The organism is Halalkaliarchaeum sp. AArc-CO (assembly GCF_024972735.1).
Classification (GTDB): Archaea; Halobacteriota; Halobacteria; order Halobacteriales; family Haloferacaceae; genus Halalkaliarchaeum.
In genome coordinates this window covers 2653406-2671160 of sequence record NZ_CP087723.1, presented here as the reverse complement: position 1 = coordinate 2671160, position 17755 = coordinate 2653406, and the positions used below count along the sequence as shown (strand labels likewise).

The window sequence follows — 17755 nt, the reverse complement described above, 5'->3', positions numbered from 1 at the left end:
TCCACGGGCTTAGTGGTTGTTACCGTCGTATTGGACAGGTATCACTTCCTCGGCGTACTGTCCGGGAGGGTTCGATCCGACGCGTCCGGACCTCCAGGCGTCGGTTCAGGACGACTCGCCGGACGTCGGCCCGGACGACTCCGCCGACCCCTCCGCCGCCGGCAACCGCACCTGGATGGTTGTTCCCCGTCGGGAGTCGGCCACCGACACGTCGCCCTCGAGGCTCGTGACGATCCAGTACACCAGCCAGAGCCCGAGCCCCTGGCCGTGCACGAGGGGCTCCTCCTCGCCGGCCTCCAGCACCGACCGCTCCATCTCCGGCAACCCGGGACCGTCGTCCGCGACGGTGATCACCACCGTCGCCGACGAGTCGGCCTCCCCGGTCCCCTCGATGGCCACGTCGACGTCGATCGCGGGAGACTCGCCGGTGTGCTTTGCGGCGTTGTCCACGAGTTCCCACAGCGCCGTCTCCATCCGCGGGGCGCTTTCGGTGACGGCCGATTCGGGTCCCGAGACCGTGATCTCCGCGTCGGGATACGTCGCGTCGATCTGCTCGACCACCCGGTCGAGTACCGGCACGACGTCTACCGGTCGCAGTTCCGGGGGCGCGTCGACGTTCTCCTCGAGCTTCTGTGCGGTCTCGCTCAGATCGAGCAGCCGGTCTGCGGCGGTCCGGATCCGTCCGGCCAGGGCCGCGTTCTCGCCGTCGTTCACGTTCGACTCGAGGAGTTCGGCGTAGCCGTCGATCACGCCCACGTCGTTCCGGAGGTTGTGCCGCAGGATGCGGTTGATGACGCTTATCAACCCGTCGCGTCGCTTCCGCTCGGTCGCGTCCCGGGCGGTCCCCTGGACCCCGACGATGTCCTCGGGCGACCGCTCCTCCGGGGGGACGTCGCCGTCGTAGATCGGCGCACCCCGGAGGTCCACATACACGATCTCTCCCGAGTTCGTCTCCAGCGGGAAGTACCGCGCCTCGACCGTCTCGCCGTTCAGCACCCGGTCGAACAGCGACCACGCCCAGTCGGTCGTCTCCTGATTGGGATGGGCGACCGTGATCGGCGTTCCGTCGAGCCCCTCGTCGCCGTACCCAAGAAACGCGTCTATCGACTGCGTGTCGTGGACTGCCCGACCGCCGACCTCGTGGACGAACCGCCCGTCGAGGTCGAGCCGGAAGACGAAGTCGAAGCTTGCGTCGATGAGCGCACGGTAGATCTCCTCCCGTTCGTTGAGTTCGCGCTCCCGTTCGGCGAGTTCGCGGTCGTAGTCGGCCTGTTCGATCTCGTGACCGATCATCTGGGCCAGCAGGTGCGTAAACGACTTTTCCGCTTCCGTGAACGGCTTCGCCCGGGGATCCTGCGACGAGAAACAGACCGTGCCGTACGTCTTGCCGTCGACCAGGATCGGGGCCCCGTGGTAACAGCTGATGCCGTACTCTACGGCCGCCGGGTGATCCTCCAGCCCGACGTCGGCGACGTCCGCGAACGCGATCGTCGTCTCTTCTTCGATCGTCCGGCTGCAGAAGGTGTTCTCGAGGTCCTCCTGAAGCCCGATCGGGTCCGGTCGTTCGCTCGGGGAGTTCGTGAGGACGATCTCCCAGTCGCCCGCCTCGCGGTCGATCTCCGCGATGTAGCTCATCTCCACGTCGAAGGCGGACGCGCCGACCTCGAGTGCCGCCTCGAGACGGGTGTTCAGCGACGCCTCCGACTGCATCACCTCGTAGAGCTGCGAATACGCGGCGTTTCGATCGAACGTCCCGTCGCCTTCGTCCCGTCGGTCGGTCATATTCCCCGTAGAATATCGTCCACCGTAGATGTACTGATACGTCGAGAGGCGAAGCGCCCGCTTTTTGTACGCCACCTACACATTACACAGCCATGCGAGTCCTCGTCACTGGGGGAGCCGGCTTCATCGGCGGTCACGTCGCCGAACAGCTCGTCCACCAGGGTCACGACGTCACCGTCGTCGACAACTTCGAACCGTACTACGACCTCGGAATCAAGCGACACAACGTCGATGCAGCCAGACGCGCCGCCGAGGACGGCGACGGCTCCTACGAGCTCGTCGAGGGGTCGATCACCGACGCCGAAACCGTCGACGAACTCGTTGCCGACGCCGAGATCATGTACCACCAGGCGGCCCAGGCAGGGGTCCGCAAGAGCGTCGAAGAACCCAAGAAGGTCAACCGCTACAACGTCGACGGTACGATCGAGCTCCTCGAGGCCGCCCGGAAACACGACCTCGATCGGGTCGTGGTCGCCTCCTCTTCGTCCGTCTACGGCAAGCCGGAGTACCTCCCGTACGACGAAGAGCACCCCACGACCCCCGTCTCCCCGTACGGCGTCTCCAAGCTCGCCACCGAGCAGTACGCCCGCGTGTACTACGAGCGCTACGGACTTCCGACGGTCTCTCTGCGCTACTTCACCGTCTACGGCCCCCGGATGCGCCCCAACATGGCGATGACGAACTTCGTCTCCCGGTGTCTCCACGGCGAACCGCCCGTCATCTACGGCGACGGCACCCAGACCCGCGATTTTACCTACGTCACCGACGTCCGCCGGGTCAACGAACAGCTGCTTTCCGACGACCGCGCCGACGGGGAGATCCTCAACGTCGGCTCCACGGACAACATCGACATCACCACGCTCGCGGCGGTCGTCCGCGACGAGATCGACCCCGAACTCGAGATCGTCTACGACGACCCCCGGGAAGGCGACGCCGAACACACCCACGCCGACGTCTCGAAGGCCACCGAGCTGCTGGAGTACGAACCCACCGTCGACATCCGCGAGGGCGTCCGGCAGTTCATCGACTGGTACCGCCGAAACGAGGACTGGTACGACCCGCTGGTCCGGAACTCCTGACGATCGAGCGGACGGCGTTCCGGATCGTATCACCACGGATATTATATATTAAATCCCTCATTTCTGAGGATGTTGTATATCAAACGCCGCTATCGGGTCCTTTCGAGCTCGGTTTCGTCAAATACTATCGAAACGTGACAGTATCGAATATTTACATAATTGTCTTACCTCATGGCGGCCAATGTATTGGTGTATGCCACCGATAGACATGGATACCGAGGAGGGGCGCATCGAGGCGCTCCGACGGATGTACCGGATCCGCGCGTTCGAGTCCACCGCGGGGGAGCTGTTCGCGGACGGCGAACTCCCCGGATTCGTCCACCTGTACAAAGGCGAGGAGGCGGTCGGCGTGGGGGCCACCGCCGCGCTCGAATCGGACGACTACATCACGAGCACCCACCGGGGCCACGGCCACTGCATCGCGAAGGGGCTCGACACCGAGCGGATGATGGCCGAACTGTACGGCAAGGCCGACGGCTACTGCAACGGCAAAGGCGGATCGATGCATATCGCCGACGTGGAGGCCGGGATGCTCGGCGCGAACGGCATCGTCGGGGCCGGCCCGCCGCTCGCGACGGGGGCGGCGTTGACCGCTCACCGGAACGGCGAAGACCGGGTCGCGCTGGCGTTCTTCGGCGACGGGGCGGTCGCACAGGGGCAGGTACACGAGTCGATAAACCTCGCTGCGACCTGGGGGTTGCCGGCGATCTTCCTGGTCGAGAACAACCAGTACGGGGAGGGGACGCCGATGGAGAAACAGCACAACGTCGAGAACCTCAGCGAGACCGCCGAGGCGTACAACATCCCGGGCTTTACGATCGACGGCATGGACGTGACCGCCGTCGCGGAGGCCGTCGCGGAGGCTCGAAAGCGGGCGATCGCCGGCGACGGGCCGACGTTCATCGAGGCGGACACCTACCGCTACGAGGGACACTTCGAGGGCGACCATCAGCCGTATCGCGACGAGGAGGAGATCGAGGCCTGGCGCGAGCGGGACCCCATCGACCAGTTCAAACAACGGCTGATCGATCGCGGAGAGCTCACCGACGCGGAGTTCGAATCGATCCGGGAGGAGATCGACGCCGAGATCGACGCGGCAGTCGACAGCGCACAGCGAGCCGACCCGCCCGAACCACACGAGGCTTACGAGGACATGTTCGCGGAACCTGCACCGGAGATCGCAACATTCGCTGAACTGCCCCGCGCCGACGGGGGTGATTCCCGATGAGCACCGGACTCGAGACCGCCGGTGAGACCGAGACGATGACCGTCCGGGAGGCGCTCCGGGAGGCGATGCGCGAGGAGCTCCGCCGCGACGAGGACGTGTTCGTGATGGGCGAAGACGTCGGCACGTTCGGCGGCGTCTTCCAGGTCACCGGCGACCTGATCGAGGAGTTCGGCGAAGAGCGGATCCGCGATACGCCGATCAGCGAGGCCGGCTTCGTCGGCGCCGGGGTCGGGGCTGCAGCCACCGGTTCCCGGCCGGTCGTCGAGGTGATGTTCTCCGACTTCCTCGGGGTTTCGATGGAACAGATCATGAACCAGATGGCGAAGATGCGCTACATGTTCGGCGGGAAGACGGAGATGCCGGTGACGATCCGCACCACCGAGGGTGGCGGCCAGCGCGCCGCCAGCCAGCACTCCGGCACCGTCCACACGTGGTTCGCGCACTTCCCGGGGATCAAGGCGGTCGCCCCCGGAACGCCGGCGGCCGCAAAGGGGCTGCTCAAGTCGGCGATCCGGTCTAACGATCCGGTGATGGTGTTCGAGAACAAGGTGATCTACGAGCAGGAAGGGGAGGTTCCGACCGATCCCGACTTCACGGTTCCGCTGGGCGAGGCCAGCATCGAACGCGAGGGCGAGGACGTCACCGTCGTCGCGACCCAGCGGCTCGTCGGTGAGACGCTCGATCTTGCAGAGGAGATGGCCGACGAGGCCGACCTCGAAGTCATCGATCCCCGATCGCTGTACCCGCTGGACACCGAGACGATCGCCGAGAGCGTCCGGAAGACCGGCCGGCTGGTCGTCGCCGACGAGAGCCCGCTGTCGTACGGCACCCACGCCGAGGTGGTCGCGCGGATCGTCGAAGAGGAGTTCTTCAGCCTCGATGCGCCGATCCAGCGCGTGGGCATCGCCGACACGCACGTCCCGTTCAGCCCGACCCTGGAGGACGAGGTGATCCCCACGGGCGAGGACGTCCGCGAGGCGATCGATCGGGTGATCTGAGTGGTTCATTCGTCGACTCCCGGGACCGACCGTCGATCGTGACCGGGGAGCCAGCCACCGTCGGGCTGATCGTCAACCCCGCGGCCGGCCGCGACATCCGGCGGCTCGTCGGGGGTGCCGCCGTCAGCGACAACTACGCGAAGCGCCGGACCGCCGAGTGCGCCCTCGCCGGGCTCGCCTCCCTCGCGGAGCCGATCGAGGCGCTCGTGATGCCGACCGTCAGTTCGATCGCCGACCGGATCGTCGACAACGCCGAGGGGATCCCTGTCCGACAACTCGACACCCTCGCGACCGGCCACCGCGAGGACACCCATCGCGCGGCCGAACGGCTCGCCGAGATCGCCGACGCGGCGATCGTCCTCGGCGGTGACGGCACCACCGCCGACGTCGGGTTCCGGATCGGTGAGGTGCCGGTCGCTGCGATCTCGACGGGAACGAACAACGTGGTCCCCGACTCGGTCGACGGAACCGTCGCCGGGATCGCGGCCGGGCTGGTCGCGACCGGTCGCGTGGATCCCGACGCGGTGACGTACCGCCACGGCTGGATCGAGGCGAGCGTGCGCGGGGAGGCCGACCGGACCGAGCGCGGGCTCGCGACCGCCGGCGTTCTCGCGGAGCCGTTCGTCGGGACGCGGGCGATCCTCGACGCTACGGCCTACCGGATCGGCGTCGTCTCGCGGGCGTCTCCCGGCGAAATTGGCCTCTCGGGGATCGCCGGCGCCGCGGGAGAACACGCCCCCGACGATCCCGGCGGGATCGGGCTGCGGTTCGCTGGAGAGACGGACGCGACGACCGACCCACAGCCCGAGCGGATCCTCCGGGGAATCGTCGCCCCCGGGGTGGTCGAACGGATCGGCATTCGGGAGCGTCACCGGCTCGACCCGGGCGAGACGCTGTCGACGACGATCGAGGAGGGTGTTCTCGCCGTCGACGGCGAGCGCGACCTCGAACTGACGAACGCCACCGTCGATCTCACTGTGCGAACTGACGGGCCGCGATTGATCGGGTCGGTGAAAACGCTCGAGATTGCAGCCCGCGATGGGGCGTTCGTAACTGATCTGTAGCGATCGTCAGGGACGCTCCCAGCCGAGTTCGAGCGGGACGTCCTCGCGGAGCAACTCCGCGACGTGACAGGTTCGCTCGCCGTTTTCCACGAGCCGTTCCAGCGTCTCGTCGTCGGTGTCGCCGTCGATCGTCACCCGGGCAGCGAGCGATTCGACGGAACCCTCCGCTGGAGCAGCCTCGGCCTCGACGGAGAGTTCCTCGAGTTCCACGTCGCGGATGTCAGCCTGGATGCCGATGCTGGAGGCCAGACACGACGACAGCGCGCCCAGGTAGTAGTCGATCGGCGTCGGGCCGCCGCTGCCGCCGAACTTCTCGGTGACGTCGAACTCCCACTCGAAGGAGCCGGCCGCGATCCACCCCGAGAGATCCTCCCGGAGATGCGTCCTCACGGTTCGCTCCGGGAGTTCGACCGCCTCGCCCGAAGTCGCCACGTCGGCGGTCACAGACACCGCGTCGGGCAACAGCGGCCAGGGGTTCTCGACGTGCTCGACGAGCGTCTCGAGGAACCGCGCCGCGTCGGCGCCGTCGACGACCCGGTGATCGAACGACAGCGAGAGGGGAAGCTGCCGGCGGAACGTCACGCCGTCGTCGCCACGTACGGCGTGCTCGTCGATCGCGTTGACCCCCAGGATCGCGATCTGTGGGGGGTTGATGATCGGGTCGAACTGCTCGATGCCGAAGGTTCCCAGGTTCGTCACCGTGAACGTCCCGCCCTGGAGGTCCGACATGTCGTACTCGCCGTCGAGTACGCGCCGGGTGAGCTCGCGTCGGCGTTGTGCGATCTCTTCGAGCGACAGCGAGCCGACGTCGCGCAACACCGGCGTCAACAGCCCCTGTTCGACGTCGACCGCGAGGCCGACGTTGTGCTCCTCGTAGAGCCGGTGGGTGTCGTCCTCGAACGTCGCGTTGAACTCGGGGTGCTCTTCGAGAGCGGCCGACAGCGCGACCAGCAGGACGTCCGGGAGGGAGACGTCGACCCCGAGCTCCTCGTCGGCGACGTCGGCCGCAGAAAGCAGCGCCTCGGCGTCGGCGTGGCGGTGCTCGGTGACGTGGACCGCCTCGCGGTAGCTCTCCCCGAGCCGCGTTGCGATCGTCCGGCGCATCTGTCCGAAGGTGCGCTCCTCGCTGACGGTGAGGCCGGCCGCCTCCGAGGCGCTCTCGGCTGTCTCCTCGTCGGGGGACTCCTCTTTTCCCTCGGCGGCGGCCTCGACGTCGTCGGCGCTCACTGCCCCGCTTGGACCGGTCCCGTCGATCCCCACGAGGTCGACGCCGAGTTCCTCGGCCCGCTTGCGGGCGCGCGGGGTCGCTTTCACGTCCACAGCAGACTCGGCGTCGGCTCCCGATTCGCCCGCCGTGATCTCCTCCGGTTCGCCGTCCGTGGTGGACTCTGCGGCAGGTTCCGCGTCCGGGGACAGATCGCCGTCCCCAGTTCCTCCGATCGCTGCCTCGAACTCGGCGACGTCCTCGTCCGGGCCGACGACGATCCCGATCGGATCCCCCGGCTCGCAGGTCTCCCCCTCCGCGAGCAGGATCCGCCCGAGGACGCCGTCCTCGCGGGCCTCGATTTCGGCGGTCGTCTTCTCTGATTCGATCTCCGCGATCGGTTCTCCCGCCTCGACGCCGTCTCCCTCTTCGAAGAGCCACGCGACGACTGTTCCCTGCGACATCTCCATGCCGAGTTTCGGCATCTTGACGAGGTATCCCATACCACGAGATTGTGACTGAGATGTCATAAAATCGCCTGTCGTCGGGGGCGGTGTCCGTCCACGTACCGACGTCGAACCACCCGAAATCTGGCGGTTGTCCGGTCCAGATCCACTGTTTCACCGGACGACCGTCACCGGAACCGGCGACCGCTGGAACACCGTCTTCGCCACGTCGCCGACGAACAGTCGGTCGGCGAGACTCCCGCTGTGGCTCCCGATCACGACGGTGTCGAACGCCTCCGCCCGCCGGACGATCGCGCGCGCCGGCCGGCCCATCTCGACTGCGGTGTCGATCTCGACGCCGTGCTCGTCGGCGATCTCTCTCGCGCGATCGAACACGTCTTCCGCCCGCTCTTCGGCGGCTTCCTCGATGTCGTCCGCCAGCGCGATGCCGGCCGCCCCTCCGAGCATCCCCGAGGGCTCCCCGACAACGTGCAAGACGGTGATTTCGGCGTTCGGATGCGCCTCGATCGCGTATTCGAGGGCGCGCTCGCCAAGTTCCGAGTTGTCCATCGCCACGAGCACCCGATCGATCATTCGACCTCACCCTCTTTTGGTCGCTTGTCGATGCGTTCGTTGACCTCCTCGAGCTGCTGGATGATCGAGTCGATCTCGGCCGACAGCGCCCGTTCGACGTTTTCGGTCACCTCGGCGGTGACTTCTTCGGTGACCTTCTCGCCGACGCTTTCGGTGACTTTCTCTTCGACGTTCTCGGTGACCTCCCGCGTGACGTTTTCGGTCACCTCGGCGGTGACTTCCTCGGTGACTTTCTCGCCGACCTCCTGGGTGACCTTTTCGCCGACCTCCTGGGTGACCTTTTCGCCGACCTCCTGGGTGACTTTCTCGCCGACTTCCTGGGTCACCTCTTCGGTGACCTTCTCGCCGACCTCCTGGGTGACTTCCTCGGTGACTTTCTCGCCGACGCTTTCGGTAACCTCCTCTGTCAGTGTCTCCTCGATGTTCTCGGTCACCTCCTTTGTCATCCACTCGGGATCGAACCGGGCCATCTTCCAGGCGACGTGGACGCCGTACGACACCAGCGCGCCGAGCCCGAACGCGATCCCGACTGTGGTCCCGACAGTGAGGATCAACACCACTGCAAGGAAGATCAATAGCCCGTAGGTGAGATCGACGAAGAAGTCGACGCGCCCCGGTTTCATCGACGATCCCCCCGCGGCGGAGCGTTCGATTCTGTACGATCGACACAGTCGGGTTCACAAACCAGATCCAGAGTTCCCGTCATTACCCGTAATTGGATCCCGTGGACGGTTAATATGTCCCCTTCCGGTCGCCGTCAGTGTGCAACTGAGCGACGGCTGGCCGGTCCGACCGGCCGGGTGGGACCTTCCCTCGCAGTCGCTGGCGAACTCCTTTCAGAGCGGGGCCGTGCCCCCTGAAAAATGGGCTGTGTTAGTTGCCTTTGCGCTCGTTTTTCGTCGTGCTCGGGCGGACCTTCTCGGCGCCTTTGCCGCGGCGGTTGAGCCCGCGGTTGGACTTGCCGGCGTTGGTCAGCCCGCGGAACGCCCGACCCTTCTGGGAGTCGTCGCAGATCCAGTTGAGCTCGTCGTCGTTCTCGATCGCGGGGTGGTTCGGGTCGACCATGATGACCTCGTGCCACTTCTGGGTGCCGTCCTCGCCCACCCAGTAGGAGGCCAGCGTTCGGAGGTTGGGGTACTTCCGGCTGGCGCGCTCCTCGGCGATGCGCTGGATCGACTTGCGCCGCGAGATGCGGTTGACGCCCTGCCGTTTCGACCGGCGGCCGGCCGTGAAGCGCTGCTTTCGTGCGCCGCCTTTCCGGACCGCGACGCGGACGACCACGATGCCCTGTTTGGCCTTGTAGCCGAGTTCGCGCGCCTTGTCCAGCCGCGTGGGGCGGTCGATCCGCTCGATCGCGCCCTGTTCGCGCCAGTCCTGTTTTCGTTGCCACTGCAGCTCGGCGAGTTTCCCGTCGCTGGGATCCCGCCAGGCTTCCTTGATGTGCGAGTAGAAGCTTCGTGCCATGGGTGTTCACCACGGGCGCTTGCGATTCAGCCGCGGCGGCGGAACCGATCGGCTCCGCCCCGGGCCACATTTCGTCCCGTCGCCGGCTGCCCCGGCGCGAGCCGGAGCGTCGGCGGTTCGGGTGCCCACTGGTCGCCCGTCGGCCAGCGAGTTACCGGTGCTACTTCGAGAACCGGGTTAAGGGCTTCGAAACGTCGGCTGCCCGGGACGATCGGTTCGCGCCCCGACACCGCCCCAGATCCCGTCGATCCCGCCGACAGGATGATTATATCTATCCACCACAGTATCGCGTATGACCGACGCGAGACCGGTCCCGGATCTCGACGACGTGTTCGGCGTCGTCGCCAACGACACCAGGTTCGAGATCCTGCAGGCGCTGTGGGACATCCACACCGAATCGCCCGAGGAGATCGACGGTCCCGAGCGCGACCCGGTCCCGTTTTCGGACCTCAGGGAGCGTGTCGGCGTCCGGGATTCCGGGCGGTTCAACTACCACCTCTCGGAGCTCGTCCCACGGTTCGTCCAGCATCGCGAGGACGGCTACGCGCTGACGCACGCCGGCGCCCAGATCATCGGCGCCGTCGTTTCGGGCGTCTACACGGAACCCGACACCGAACTCGACCCGAATCCAGTGGGCGAGTGCGCCAAACAGAGCTGTGAGGGAACCCTCGAAGCGAGCTACGACGACGGTCACGTGACCGTCGCGTGTGACGACTGCGACGTCCGGGTCGTCATGCACGCGCCGCCGATCCTCGTCGGGGCACACGACGTCGAATCGAACCCCGACGCGCTCCAGCAGTACACACTTTCGGAGATCCAGAAGACGATTCGCGGGTTCTGTCCGCTCTGCAACGGTCCGATCGACGCACGAGTGGCCCGAGCACAACTGGAGGGCGACGACCCGCCCGACGGTCGCGTCAAGGTCGTCCACGAATGTCGGGAGTGTGGACTCGTCTCGCACACCTCGGCGGTTTCGCTCCTCCTCGATCACCCGGCTGTCGTCTCCCTGCTGTACGAGGCGGGATACGATTACCGGGAGATCGCGCTCTGGAAGCGACCCGAGTCGGTCGAGTCCGTCGAATCCATCGTGGACGACGACCCGGTGCGGGTCGCGGTCACCGTGACTGTCGACGGGGAGGAGCTGTCGGTCCTCCTGGACGAGGAGCTATCAGTCATCGAGTTCGACCGGTCGTAACAACCGCGGGGTCTTACTCCAGGTAGCCCTGTGCGATCGATTCGACGTACTTCGCGACGACGTCGACCTCCAGGTGGACGGGGTCGCCGACCTCCTTGTCGGACAGCGTCGTGAGCTCGTAGGTCGTCGGGATGATGGCGACGTCCATTTCGTCCTCGCGGCGCTCGGCGACCGTCAGCGAGATGCCGTCCAGCGCGACCGACCCCTTGTGAACGACGTACTGGTCGAACTCGGGGGGGACGGCAAACGAGAAGGTCCAGTCCTCCCCGACGCGTTCGATCCCCGTCACCGTCGTCACCGTGTCGACGTGGCCCTGCACCAGGTGGCCGTCGAACCGGCCGTCGGCCGCGAGCGCGCGCTCGAGGTTCACCCGGTCGCCGACGCCCAGCTCCCCGAGGTACGTCTTGTCTACGGTTTCGCTCGCGAGAAACACCTCGAAGACGCTGCCCGCCTCGGGATCGTCGGCCCCCGGGGCGTCCCCCAGCTCTGGGCGGGCTTCGACGATCTCGACCTCTTTGCCGTGTCGCTCGACGGTGAGGCAGACGCCGCTGATCGCGATCGACTGTCCGTGGTGGACGTCCTCGATTCCGGGCGCCGCGATCGCGAGCCGTCGCCCGTCTTCGGTGCGTTCGACGCCGACGATCTCCCCGCTCCGCTCGACGATGCCGGTGAACATACGCGAGGCTACACGCGGGGCGGTTTAGGTGCTGTCGATATTGCACCGGAGGTGTCCGCATCGTCCTCGGCATCGGATCCGGCAGACCTAGCGCAGGAAGAACCATTAATGAACCCCGGGCGACGAAAGGAAACCGCATGAAGCAGATCATCAGTACCGACGAGGCACCGGCGGCAGTGGGCGCGTACAGTCAGGCGACGACGACCGGCGAACTCGTGTTCACGGCCGGACAGATCCCGCTGACGACGGACGGCGAACTGCTCGATGACGCCCCGATCGCAGAGCAGACGGAGCTGGCACTCGACAACCTGCTCGCGGTGCTCGAGGAGGCCGGCGCCGGCCCGGAGGACGTGTTGAAGACGACGGTGTTCCTCGCTGACATCGACGACTTCGAGGAGATGAACGAGACGTACGGCACCTACTTCGAGGAGGAACCGCCTGCCCGGTCGGCGGTCCAGGCGGGCGCGCTGCCGAAGGGCGTCGGCGTCGAGGTCGAGGCCGTCGCCGTCGTTCCGGACGCCGCCCCCGAGTGATGGCTGACGACGGTCCCCCGATCCATCCCCGCGATCGACGGAAATCGGCGCTGCTGTGGGGGGTAATCGGCGCGCTCGTGTTCCTCGTCGTCGCACAGGGGTACCTCCTGCTCGACGGCGACTTGCCGTTCGGCTACGCGGGACTGTTCCCTCTCGCGGGTGCGATCGGTGCGGTCCTCGGTGTGACGGCGTACCTGTTCGAACCGCGGCTCCTGCAGCTGGGTCGGTAACGGAAAGCGATCGTTACGACGTTCGAGCTATCCCGGGCCCGCGCTATCCCGTGTTCTTCATTCCGGCAGCGATCCCGTTGACCGTCAGCCGGAGGGTGCGCTCCTCTTCGGGCGTGCGGTGGGTCCGGTCGAGCAGATCCACCTGTAGTAGGTTTAGCGGATCGACGTACGGGTTGCGGCGTTCGAGGCTCCCTTCGAGCCACTCGCGGCGCTCCAGCGACTCACGGCCGGTGATGGTGCGGACGAGCTCGCTTGCCCGTTCGTACTCCGCCCGGAGATGCGGGAAGAACTCCTCGCGCAGTTCCGCGTCCGCGAGTTCGGCGTACTCCGTGGCGATCTCCATGTCGGTTCGGGCCAGCGCCACCGCGGCGTTGTCCAGCGTCGTCCGGAAGAACGGCCACTCGTCGTGCATCTCCTGGAGCGTCTCGAGCGCGGCCTCCTCGTCGGCTGCGGCCTCGAGATACGCATCGATCCCGGAGGCCAGTGAGTACCAGCCGGGGAGGATACACCGCGACTGCGTCCAGGAGAACACCCACGGGATCGCCCGGAGGTCCTCGACGCTGCGCTCGTCGGTCCGGGAGGCCGGCCGGGAGCCCAGGTTGAGGTCCTCGATCACCGTGATCGGGGTCGCCTGCTCGAAGTACTGGACGAAGCCATCGGCTTCGAGCAGCTCTCGGTACGACTCGCCGGCGGCGTCCGCCATCGTCTGCATCGCCTTGCGCCACTCGTCCTCTACCGCCTCGACGGGCTCTTCGAGCGCCCGGTGTCGCGACCGAACCTGGGCGTCGAGCATCTGTTCGAGGTTGCGCTCGGCGATGTCGGGGTTGCCGTACTTCTCGGCGATCGCCTCGCCCTGCTCGGTGAACTTCACCTGCCCGGTCACCGTCTCGTTTGGCAGCGCCAGCAGCGCCTCGTTCATCGGCCCGCCGCCCCGGGAGATCGACCCGCCGCGGCCGTGGAACAGCCGGAGGTCGACGTCGTAGGCGTCGGTGATCGCCGCGAGTCGCTTCTGGTTGCGGTACAGCGACCAGTTGGCAGCCAGGAAGCCGTTCTCCTTGTTGGAGTCGGAGTAACCGAGCATCACCTCCTGGGTGTTCCCCCGGGTCGCGAGCGCCTGTGCGTACGCCTCGTTTTCGAACAGTCGACCCATGATGCGCTCGGCGCCGTCGAGTGCGTACTCGGTTTCCAAAAGCGGCACCACGTCGATCCCGCAGTGATCGGGGAGCGCGACCACGCCGGCCTGATCTGCCAAAAACAGCACCTCGAGCACGTGGCTGGACTCCTCGGTCATCGAGATGCAGTAGGTGTCGATCGCCTGGATGCCGTACTCGTCTTGCCAGTCGGCCAGCCTGGCGAACCGCGACAGGACCCGCGTGGCGGTCTCGGAGACCAGCCCCGGATCCGACGGGTCGATCACCGGCTCCTCCTGGAGGATCGCATCGGTGAGCAGCTCGATGCGCTCCTCCTCGTCGAGCTCGCGGTAGTCGATCTCCTGGCGTTCCAGCGCCTCCGCGACCGCCTCGGTGTGGTTCTCCTGGTGGTCCCGAACGTCCAGCGACGCCAACGCGAAGCCGAACGTCGAGGCCTGTCGGCGCAGCGGCTCGACGAACTCCGCGGCGACTGCCTGTCCGCCGTTGGCGAGGAGACTCCGGTGGATCGCGTCGAGGTCCTCGATGAACATCTCGGGGCCGTCGTACTCTCCGGGCCGGACGTCGTCGACGCGGGCGAGCCGCTCGCGCATGAAGCGCAGCTTCTGGCGGTACGGCTCGTCGGGATATCTGGTTTCGATCTCCGATGCGAGCCCGGGGAACCGGTTTCTGTCGGCCTCGAGCCGCTCGGTGAACGCCGGTCCCGTGTCGTACCGGGCACCGTCCTGGCTGAGCGCCGCCGACAGCACCTTCAGTTCGTCGCGATACTTCTCGACGACGACCGACCGCTGACGCGAGAGCGTCTCGCTGGTCACCTCCGGCGTGACGAACGGGTTGCCGTCGCGGTCGCTGCCGGCCCACGACCGGAACTCGAACAGCTTCGGGATCTCGACGTCGCCGAACTCTTCGTCGACCACCGACTCGAGTTCGCGGTACGTCTCCCCGATCACGTCGAACAGCGTGTTCTCGAGGTACCACTGGACGTTCAGCGCTTCGTCAGTCGGCTCCGGACGACGCTCCCGAACCTGTCGGGTTCCCCACAGGCTGTTCACCTCGGCGTCGATCTTCCGCCACAGTGCCTCCCGCTCCCGGTCGGTCAGGCGGCGCTCGTCGAGCTCCTCGATGTGTTCTGCGATCGACCGCAGTTTCGCCTTTACGGTCCCCCGCCGTGCTTCGGTCGGGTGAGCGGTGAACGTCGGCTCGACCAACACGTCGTCGAGAATCGCCTGCAGTTGTTCCCCGTCGACGCCCTGTTCGGCCAGTTCCGACACCGTTCGGTCGAAGGTGTCCTCGAGGGTGTGTTCTTGTCGACCGCGCCGGACGGCGCGAACACGCTCGCGCTCCTCCGCGAGATTGATCAGTTCGAAGTAGACGGTAAATGCACGCGCGATAACGCTCGCCTCGTCCGGGGACAGTTCGTCGATTCGATCCCGAATCGGGTTTCGCGTGTCGAGATCCCCCTCCCGGTAAGAGATCGCGTCCGTTCGAAGCTCCTCGACGGTTTCGAACGACTCGGTCGACGTCTGCGTCTCCAGTACGTCTCCCAGGAGTGCCCCGAGCTCACGTACGTCGCGGCGGACGCTCCTGTCGTGTAACTCCATGCCACGGCCGTTGGTTTCCCACTGCTAAAAACCATTACTCCCCCAAATTTTTGCCTTCCGTGCCCCTCGATCACCCGCTGGCGGACGCCTTCGGTCGTCATGCTTTTTACTGCAGGGCCGTAGGGAGCGATATGACCGAAGAGGACAAGTATCCCTCCGAATCCGGACGTCGCCGGTTCGTGAAGGGTGTCGTCGGCGGTGCCGCGCTCTCGGGCGTCGGCGCGGCGGGCATCGCGTCGATCAACACCCTGACGACACAGACTGGCGCGGGAGGCGGCCAGACGGAGGCGATGGCCATCGAACGTACTGGCGGTCCGGCGCCGAGAGGGATGCCACAGATCCCCGTCGAACTCGACGACGAGGGGTATCTCCGGGGCGTCTGGCCCGACATCGAGACGGAGGTCGTCGAGGGGGTCGAGGTCGAGGTCGCGCGAATGGAACTGGGCGGCGAGACCTACTCCGGCGAGTGGTTCCAGTACTGCGGCTACGAGGGTGCCGCCGGGATCCAGCCCGACTTCGATTCGGACAACTACTTTCACGTCACCGGCAGCCCGGGATACGACTGGCAGGGAGAGACGTACGACGAGGGCGACCGGCTCCACATCGACGATTTCGACGACTATCAGGAGTGGGGCAACGAGATCGGCGCTGCGGGCGTCGGCAAGCCCGCAACCTGCCGGTGGCGCTCGGAGGGCGCCGACGAGGTGCTGCCGGTCAACGTGATCCGGTCGACGCAGATCGAAGAGGCCGCACAGGAAAGCGAGTGGCTCGAAGCGTCGACCGAGGAGGGGTTCCTCGCGTATCTCAACGTCTGTACGCACTTCTGTTGTGTCCCCGGCTACAAACGGACTCCGGACTCGGTCCGGTACGACGCCCAGGACAAGGTGTACTGTCAGTGTCACCAGTCGGTGTACGACCCGTTCAACATCGTCCGGACGCTGTTCATCGCCCGGCCGCGCCCACAGTGAGGTCCCACGCGTGACATCACCCAGCGAGGACGAGCAGTTCGCGCGGGAACTCGAGTACGCCCGGCAGCTGCTCGACGACGACGGCGTCACCGCAGCTGTCGTCGGCGTCGTCCGGGACGGCGAGGAGGTCGACACCACGTTCGCCCAGCGTGCCGACTCCCCTCGGGAGGAAGGCCTCCAGGCGCTGTCGCTTCTGGCGGCCCACGTCCGGCTCGTCGCCGACCAGGCCGGCGTCGATCACACGACGGTCGCAAGCGACGCCGCCTCCCTCGCGGGGGCGGTCGACGAGATCGATCCGGACGCGCTCGCGACGGCCGCCGACGCGGACGACGGTGCTGTAGACTCCGACGACGCGTGACCGTTCGCCCCGAGACCGGGTCGCGTTGCTTTTTGTATCCTTGCCGCGTATCCCGAGCCGATGGCAACTGACGACGAGGAGGAGCCCAGGGTGCCGATCGTCTGTCCGGCCTGCGAGACGAGATCCCGCGTCCCGCTCGAGGAGGTGGCCGACACCGTGGAGCGACACAACCGGCGGCTCCACGACGGCGAGGACGTCGCCGAGGTCGATCCCGCGATCGCCGAGCACATCGCGGACCTCGTTGCGACCGACATGGGGCTTTTCGACGACGGAGACGAACTCACAGACGAGTGAGTCTCGGCCGGGGGGACCCACAAGGATTAACCTCGCGCCGTCGACAACACCGGCAACGGATGTTCGACGAGATCATGGGCAAGTTCGAGGGATCGCCGAGCCAGCAGGCGGTGATTCGGCTGCTGCTCGAGCGAGGCTTCTCCGTCAACGAGGAGGGCCGGGTGGTCTCCGGCGGGATCGAGATCCCCTACACCGGAATCGCGCGCGAGCTGGACGTCGACCGTCGAGTCGTGGATTCGACCACCGACGCGATCCTCGAGGACCCACAGCTTCGGGAGATCTTCGGAAACATCTCCGCGATCCCGAGCCTGATGGATCTCGCGCCGGTGCTGGACCTGTCGGTGCTCACTGTCGAGGTCGGCGCGGCCGAGGAGGCCGGCATCGTCGCCGAGATCACCGGTCTGATCGCCGACCGGGGGATCTCGATCAGGCAGGTGCTCTCGGACGACCCGGAGTTCACCGACGAGCCGAAGCTGTACGTCATCACCGACGATCCGTTGCCCGGTGACCTGCTCGTGGAGATCAGGGAGCTGTCGTACGTCCGGCGCGTGGAGTTTTAGTCGACGATGATCTCCGAGTCCGGGTCGCCTCCGATTCCGGCGTCCTGTTCGTTTTTCATCTCTTCCTCGTAGCGGGCGATCCACTCGGCGAAACACTCCGGGCAGAGCCGCTGGGTGTCGATCGTCGACCGGTCGACGCTCAGCCTGACCGTTCGCGACAGCGCGTCGGTCGTCGATTCGCCGCAGGCGTGGCAGGGATTGTCCTCCTCTCCGTCGCTCATGGGGCCCAGTCCCGGCGGAGATGATAAAAGCGTTTGTCCCCGAAGTCGTCCCGCCCAGTCCCGTCGTCACGTCTCGCCACACCGTCGCCACGTCTCGCCACACAATCGTGCC

The 17755-nt window shown here is 66.5% G+C and carries 19 protein-coding genes; 11 read left to right on the top strand and 8 right to left on the bottom strand.

Going from position 1 to position 17755, the window contains the following annotated elements:
- Positions 1-105: 105 nt before the first annotated feature.
- On the bottom strand, positions 106-1782 hold the full coding sequence (locus AArcCO_RS13965; RefSeq protein WP_259534104.1) for a GAF domain-containing sensor histidine kinase: 1677 nt from the start codon (positions 1780-1782) through the stop codon (positions 106-108).
- Between the two features lie 92 nt (positions 1783-1874).
- On the opposite strand from AArcCO_RS13965, the gene AArcCO_RS13960 reads away from it, so the two are divergent.
- From AArcCO_RS13960 to AArcCO_RS13945, 4 genes are all read left to right on the top strand, one after another.
- Positions 1875-2861, top strand: coding sequence for a GDP-mannose 4,6-dehydratase (locus AArcCO_RS13960; RefSeq protein WP_259534103.1), 987 nt, complete (start codon positions 1875-1877; stop codon positions 2859-2861).
- 193 nt (positions 2862-3054) lie between these two features.
- Entirely contained in the window at positions 3055-4089 is a 1035-nt protein-coding gene (locus AArcCO_RS13955) for a thiamine pyrophosphate-dependent dehydrogenase E1 component subunit alpha (RefSeq protein WP_259534102.1), read from the top strand.
- Entirely contained in the window at positions 4086-5087 is a 1002-nt protein-coding gene (locus tag AArcCO_RS13950; RefSeq protein ID WP_259534101.1) for an alpha-ketoacid dehydrogenase subunit beta, read from the top strand. The genes AArcCO_RS13955 and AArcCO_RS13950 overlap by 4 nt, the downstream gene beginning before the upstream one ends.
- Before the next feature lie 38 nt (positions 5088-5125).
- Positions 5126-6151, top strand: a complete 1026-nt coding sequence (locus AArcCO_RS13945) for an NAD(+)/NADH kinase (protein ID WP_259534100.1) — start codon at positions 5126-5128, stop codon at positions 6149-6151.
- Positions 6152-6157: 6 nt separating this feature from the next.
- Here AArcCO_RS13945 and AArcCO_RS13935 read toward each other — a convergent pair whose 3' ends face one another.
- The 4 genes from AArcCO_RS13935 to AArcCO_RS13920 all read right to left on the bottom strand — a co-directional run bounded on the left by AArcCO_RS13935 (position 6158) and on the right by AArcCO_RS13920 (position 9859).
- Positions 6158-7858, bottom strand: a complete 1701-nt coding sequence (locus tag AArcCO_RS13935) for a 2-oxo acid dehydrogenase subunit E2 (protein ID WP_310562228.1) — start codon at positions 7856-7858, stop codon at positions 6158-6160.
- Positions 7859-7975: 117 nt separating this feature from the next.
- Entirely contained in the window at positions 7976-8395 is a 420-nt protein-coding gene (locus tag AArcCO_RS13930) for a universal stress protein (RefSeq protein ID WP_259534099.1), read from the bottom strand.
- Positions 8392-9018, bottom strand: a complete 627-nt coding sequence (locus tag AArcCO_RS13925; protein WP_259534098.1) for a hypothetical protein — start codon at positions 9016-9018, stop codon at positions 8392-8394. Before AArcCO_RS13925 ends, AArcCO_RS13930 begins: the two co-directional genes overlap by 4 nt.
- 250 nt (positions 9019-9268) lie before the next feature.
- Positions 9269-9859 (bottom strand): 50S ribosomal protein L15e, encoded by a 591-nt coding sequence (locus AArcCO_RS13920; RefSeq protein WP_259534097.1) that lies wholly within the window; start codon positions 9857-9859, stop codon positions 9269-9271.
- 292 nt (positions 9860-10151) lie between these two features.
- On the opposite strand from AArcCO_RS13920, the gene AArcCO_RS13915 reads away from it, so the two are divergent.
- Complete coding sequence (locus AArcCO_RS13915) at positions 10152-11054, top strand: DUF7351 domain-containing protein (protein ID WP_259534096.1); 903 nt, start codon at positions 10152-10154, stop codon at positions 11052-11054.
- A gap of 13 nt (positions 11055-11067) precedes the next feature.
- Here the strand turns inward: AArcCO_RS13915 and AArcCO_RS13910 are convergent, their stop codons facing one another.
- A complete protein-coding gene (locus AArcCO_RS13910; RefSeq protein WP_259534095.1) occupies positions 11068-11730 on the bottom strand; it encodes a riboflavin synthase in 663 nt (220 codons plus the stop codon).
- A 137-nt stretch (positions 11731-11867) separates the two neighbouring features.
- Here AArcCO_RS13910 and AArcCO_RS13905 point away from each other — a divergent pair, with 137 nt between their 5' ends.
- Positions 11868-12263, top strand: a complete 396-nt coding sequence (locus AArcCO_RS13905; RefSeq protein WP_259534094.1) for a Rid family detoxifying hydrolase — start codon at positions 11868-11870, stop codon at positions 12261-12263.
- Positions 12263-12493, top strand: a complete 231-nt coding sequence (locus AArcCO_RS13900) for a DUF7981 family protein (RefSeq protein ID WP_259534093.1) — start codon at positions 12263-12265, stop codon at positions 12491-12493. The genes AArcCO_RS13905 and AArcCO_RS13900 overlap by 1 nt, the downstream gene beginning before the upstream one ends.
- A gap of 43 nt (positions 12494-12536) precedes the next feature.
- Here the strand turns inward: AArcCO_RS13900 and ppc are convergent, their stop codons facing one another.
- On the bottom strand, positions 12537-15242 hold the full coding sequence (gene ppc / locus AArcCO_RS13895; RefSeq protein WP_259534092.1) for a phosphoenolpyruvate carboxylase: 2706 nt from the start codon (positions 15240-15242) through the stop codon (positions 12537-12539).
- A gap of 131 nt (positions 15243-15373) precedes the next feature.
- Between ppc and AArcCO_RS13890 the strand changes: the two genes are divergently transcribed.
- The 4 genes from AArcCO_RS13890 to AArcCO_RS13875 are packed head-to-tail and all read left to right on the top strand — an operon-like array spanning position 15374 to position 17422.
- Positions 15374-16210 (top strand): Rieske (2Fe-2S) protein, encoded by an 837-nt coding sequence (locus AArcCO_RS13890; RefSeq protein WP_259534091.1) that lies wholly within the window; start codon positions 15374-15376, stop codon positions 16208-16210.
- A 10-nt stretch (positions 16211-16220) separates the two neighbouring features.
- Positions 16221-16568 carry a DUF8113 family protein gene (locus AArcCO_RS13885; RefSeq protein WP_259534090.1) on the top strand — a complete coding sequence of 116 codons (348 nt, stop codon included), beginning with the start codon at positions 16221-16223 and terminating at the stop codon, positions 16566-16568.
- Positions 16569-16628: 60 nt separating this feature from the next.
- A complete protein-coding gene (locus tag AArcCO_RS13880; RefSeq protein WP_259534089.1) occupies positions 16629-16862 on the top strand; it encodes a DUF8149 family protein in 234 nt (77 codons plus the stop codon).
- Between the two features lie 59 nt (positions 16863-16921).
- On the top strand, positions 16922-17422 hold the full coding sequence (locus AArcCO_RS13875; protein ID WP_259534088.1) for a TrpY family transcription regulator: 501 nt from the start codon (positions 16922-16924) through the stop codon (positions 17420-17422).
- Here AArcCO_RS13875 and AArcCO_RS13870 read toward each other — a convergent pair.
- Positions 17419-17643, bottom strand: a complete 225-nt coding sequence (locus AArcCO_RS13870; protein ID WP_259534087.1) for a DUF7569 family protein — start codon at positions 17641-17643, stop codon at positions 17419-17421. The two genes, AArcCO_RS13875 and AArcCO_RS13870, sit on opposite strands and share 4 nt — an antisense overlap.
- Positions 17644-17755: the final 112 nt, after the last annotated feature.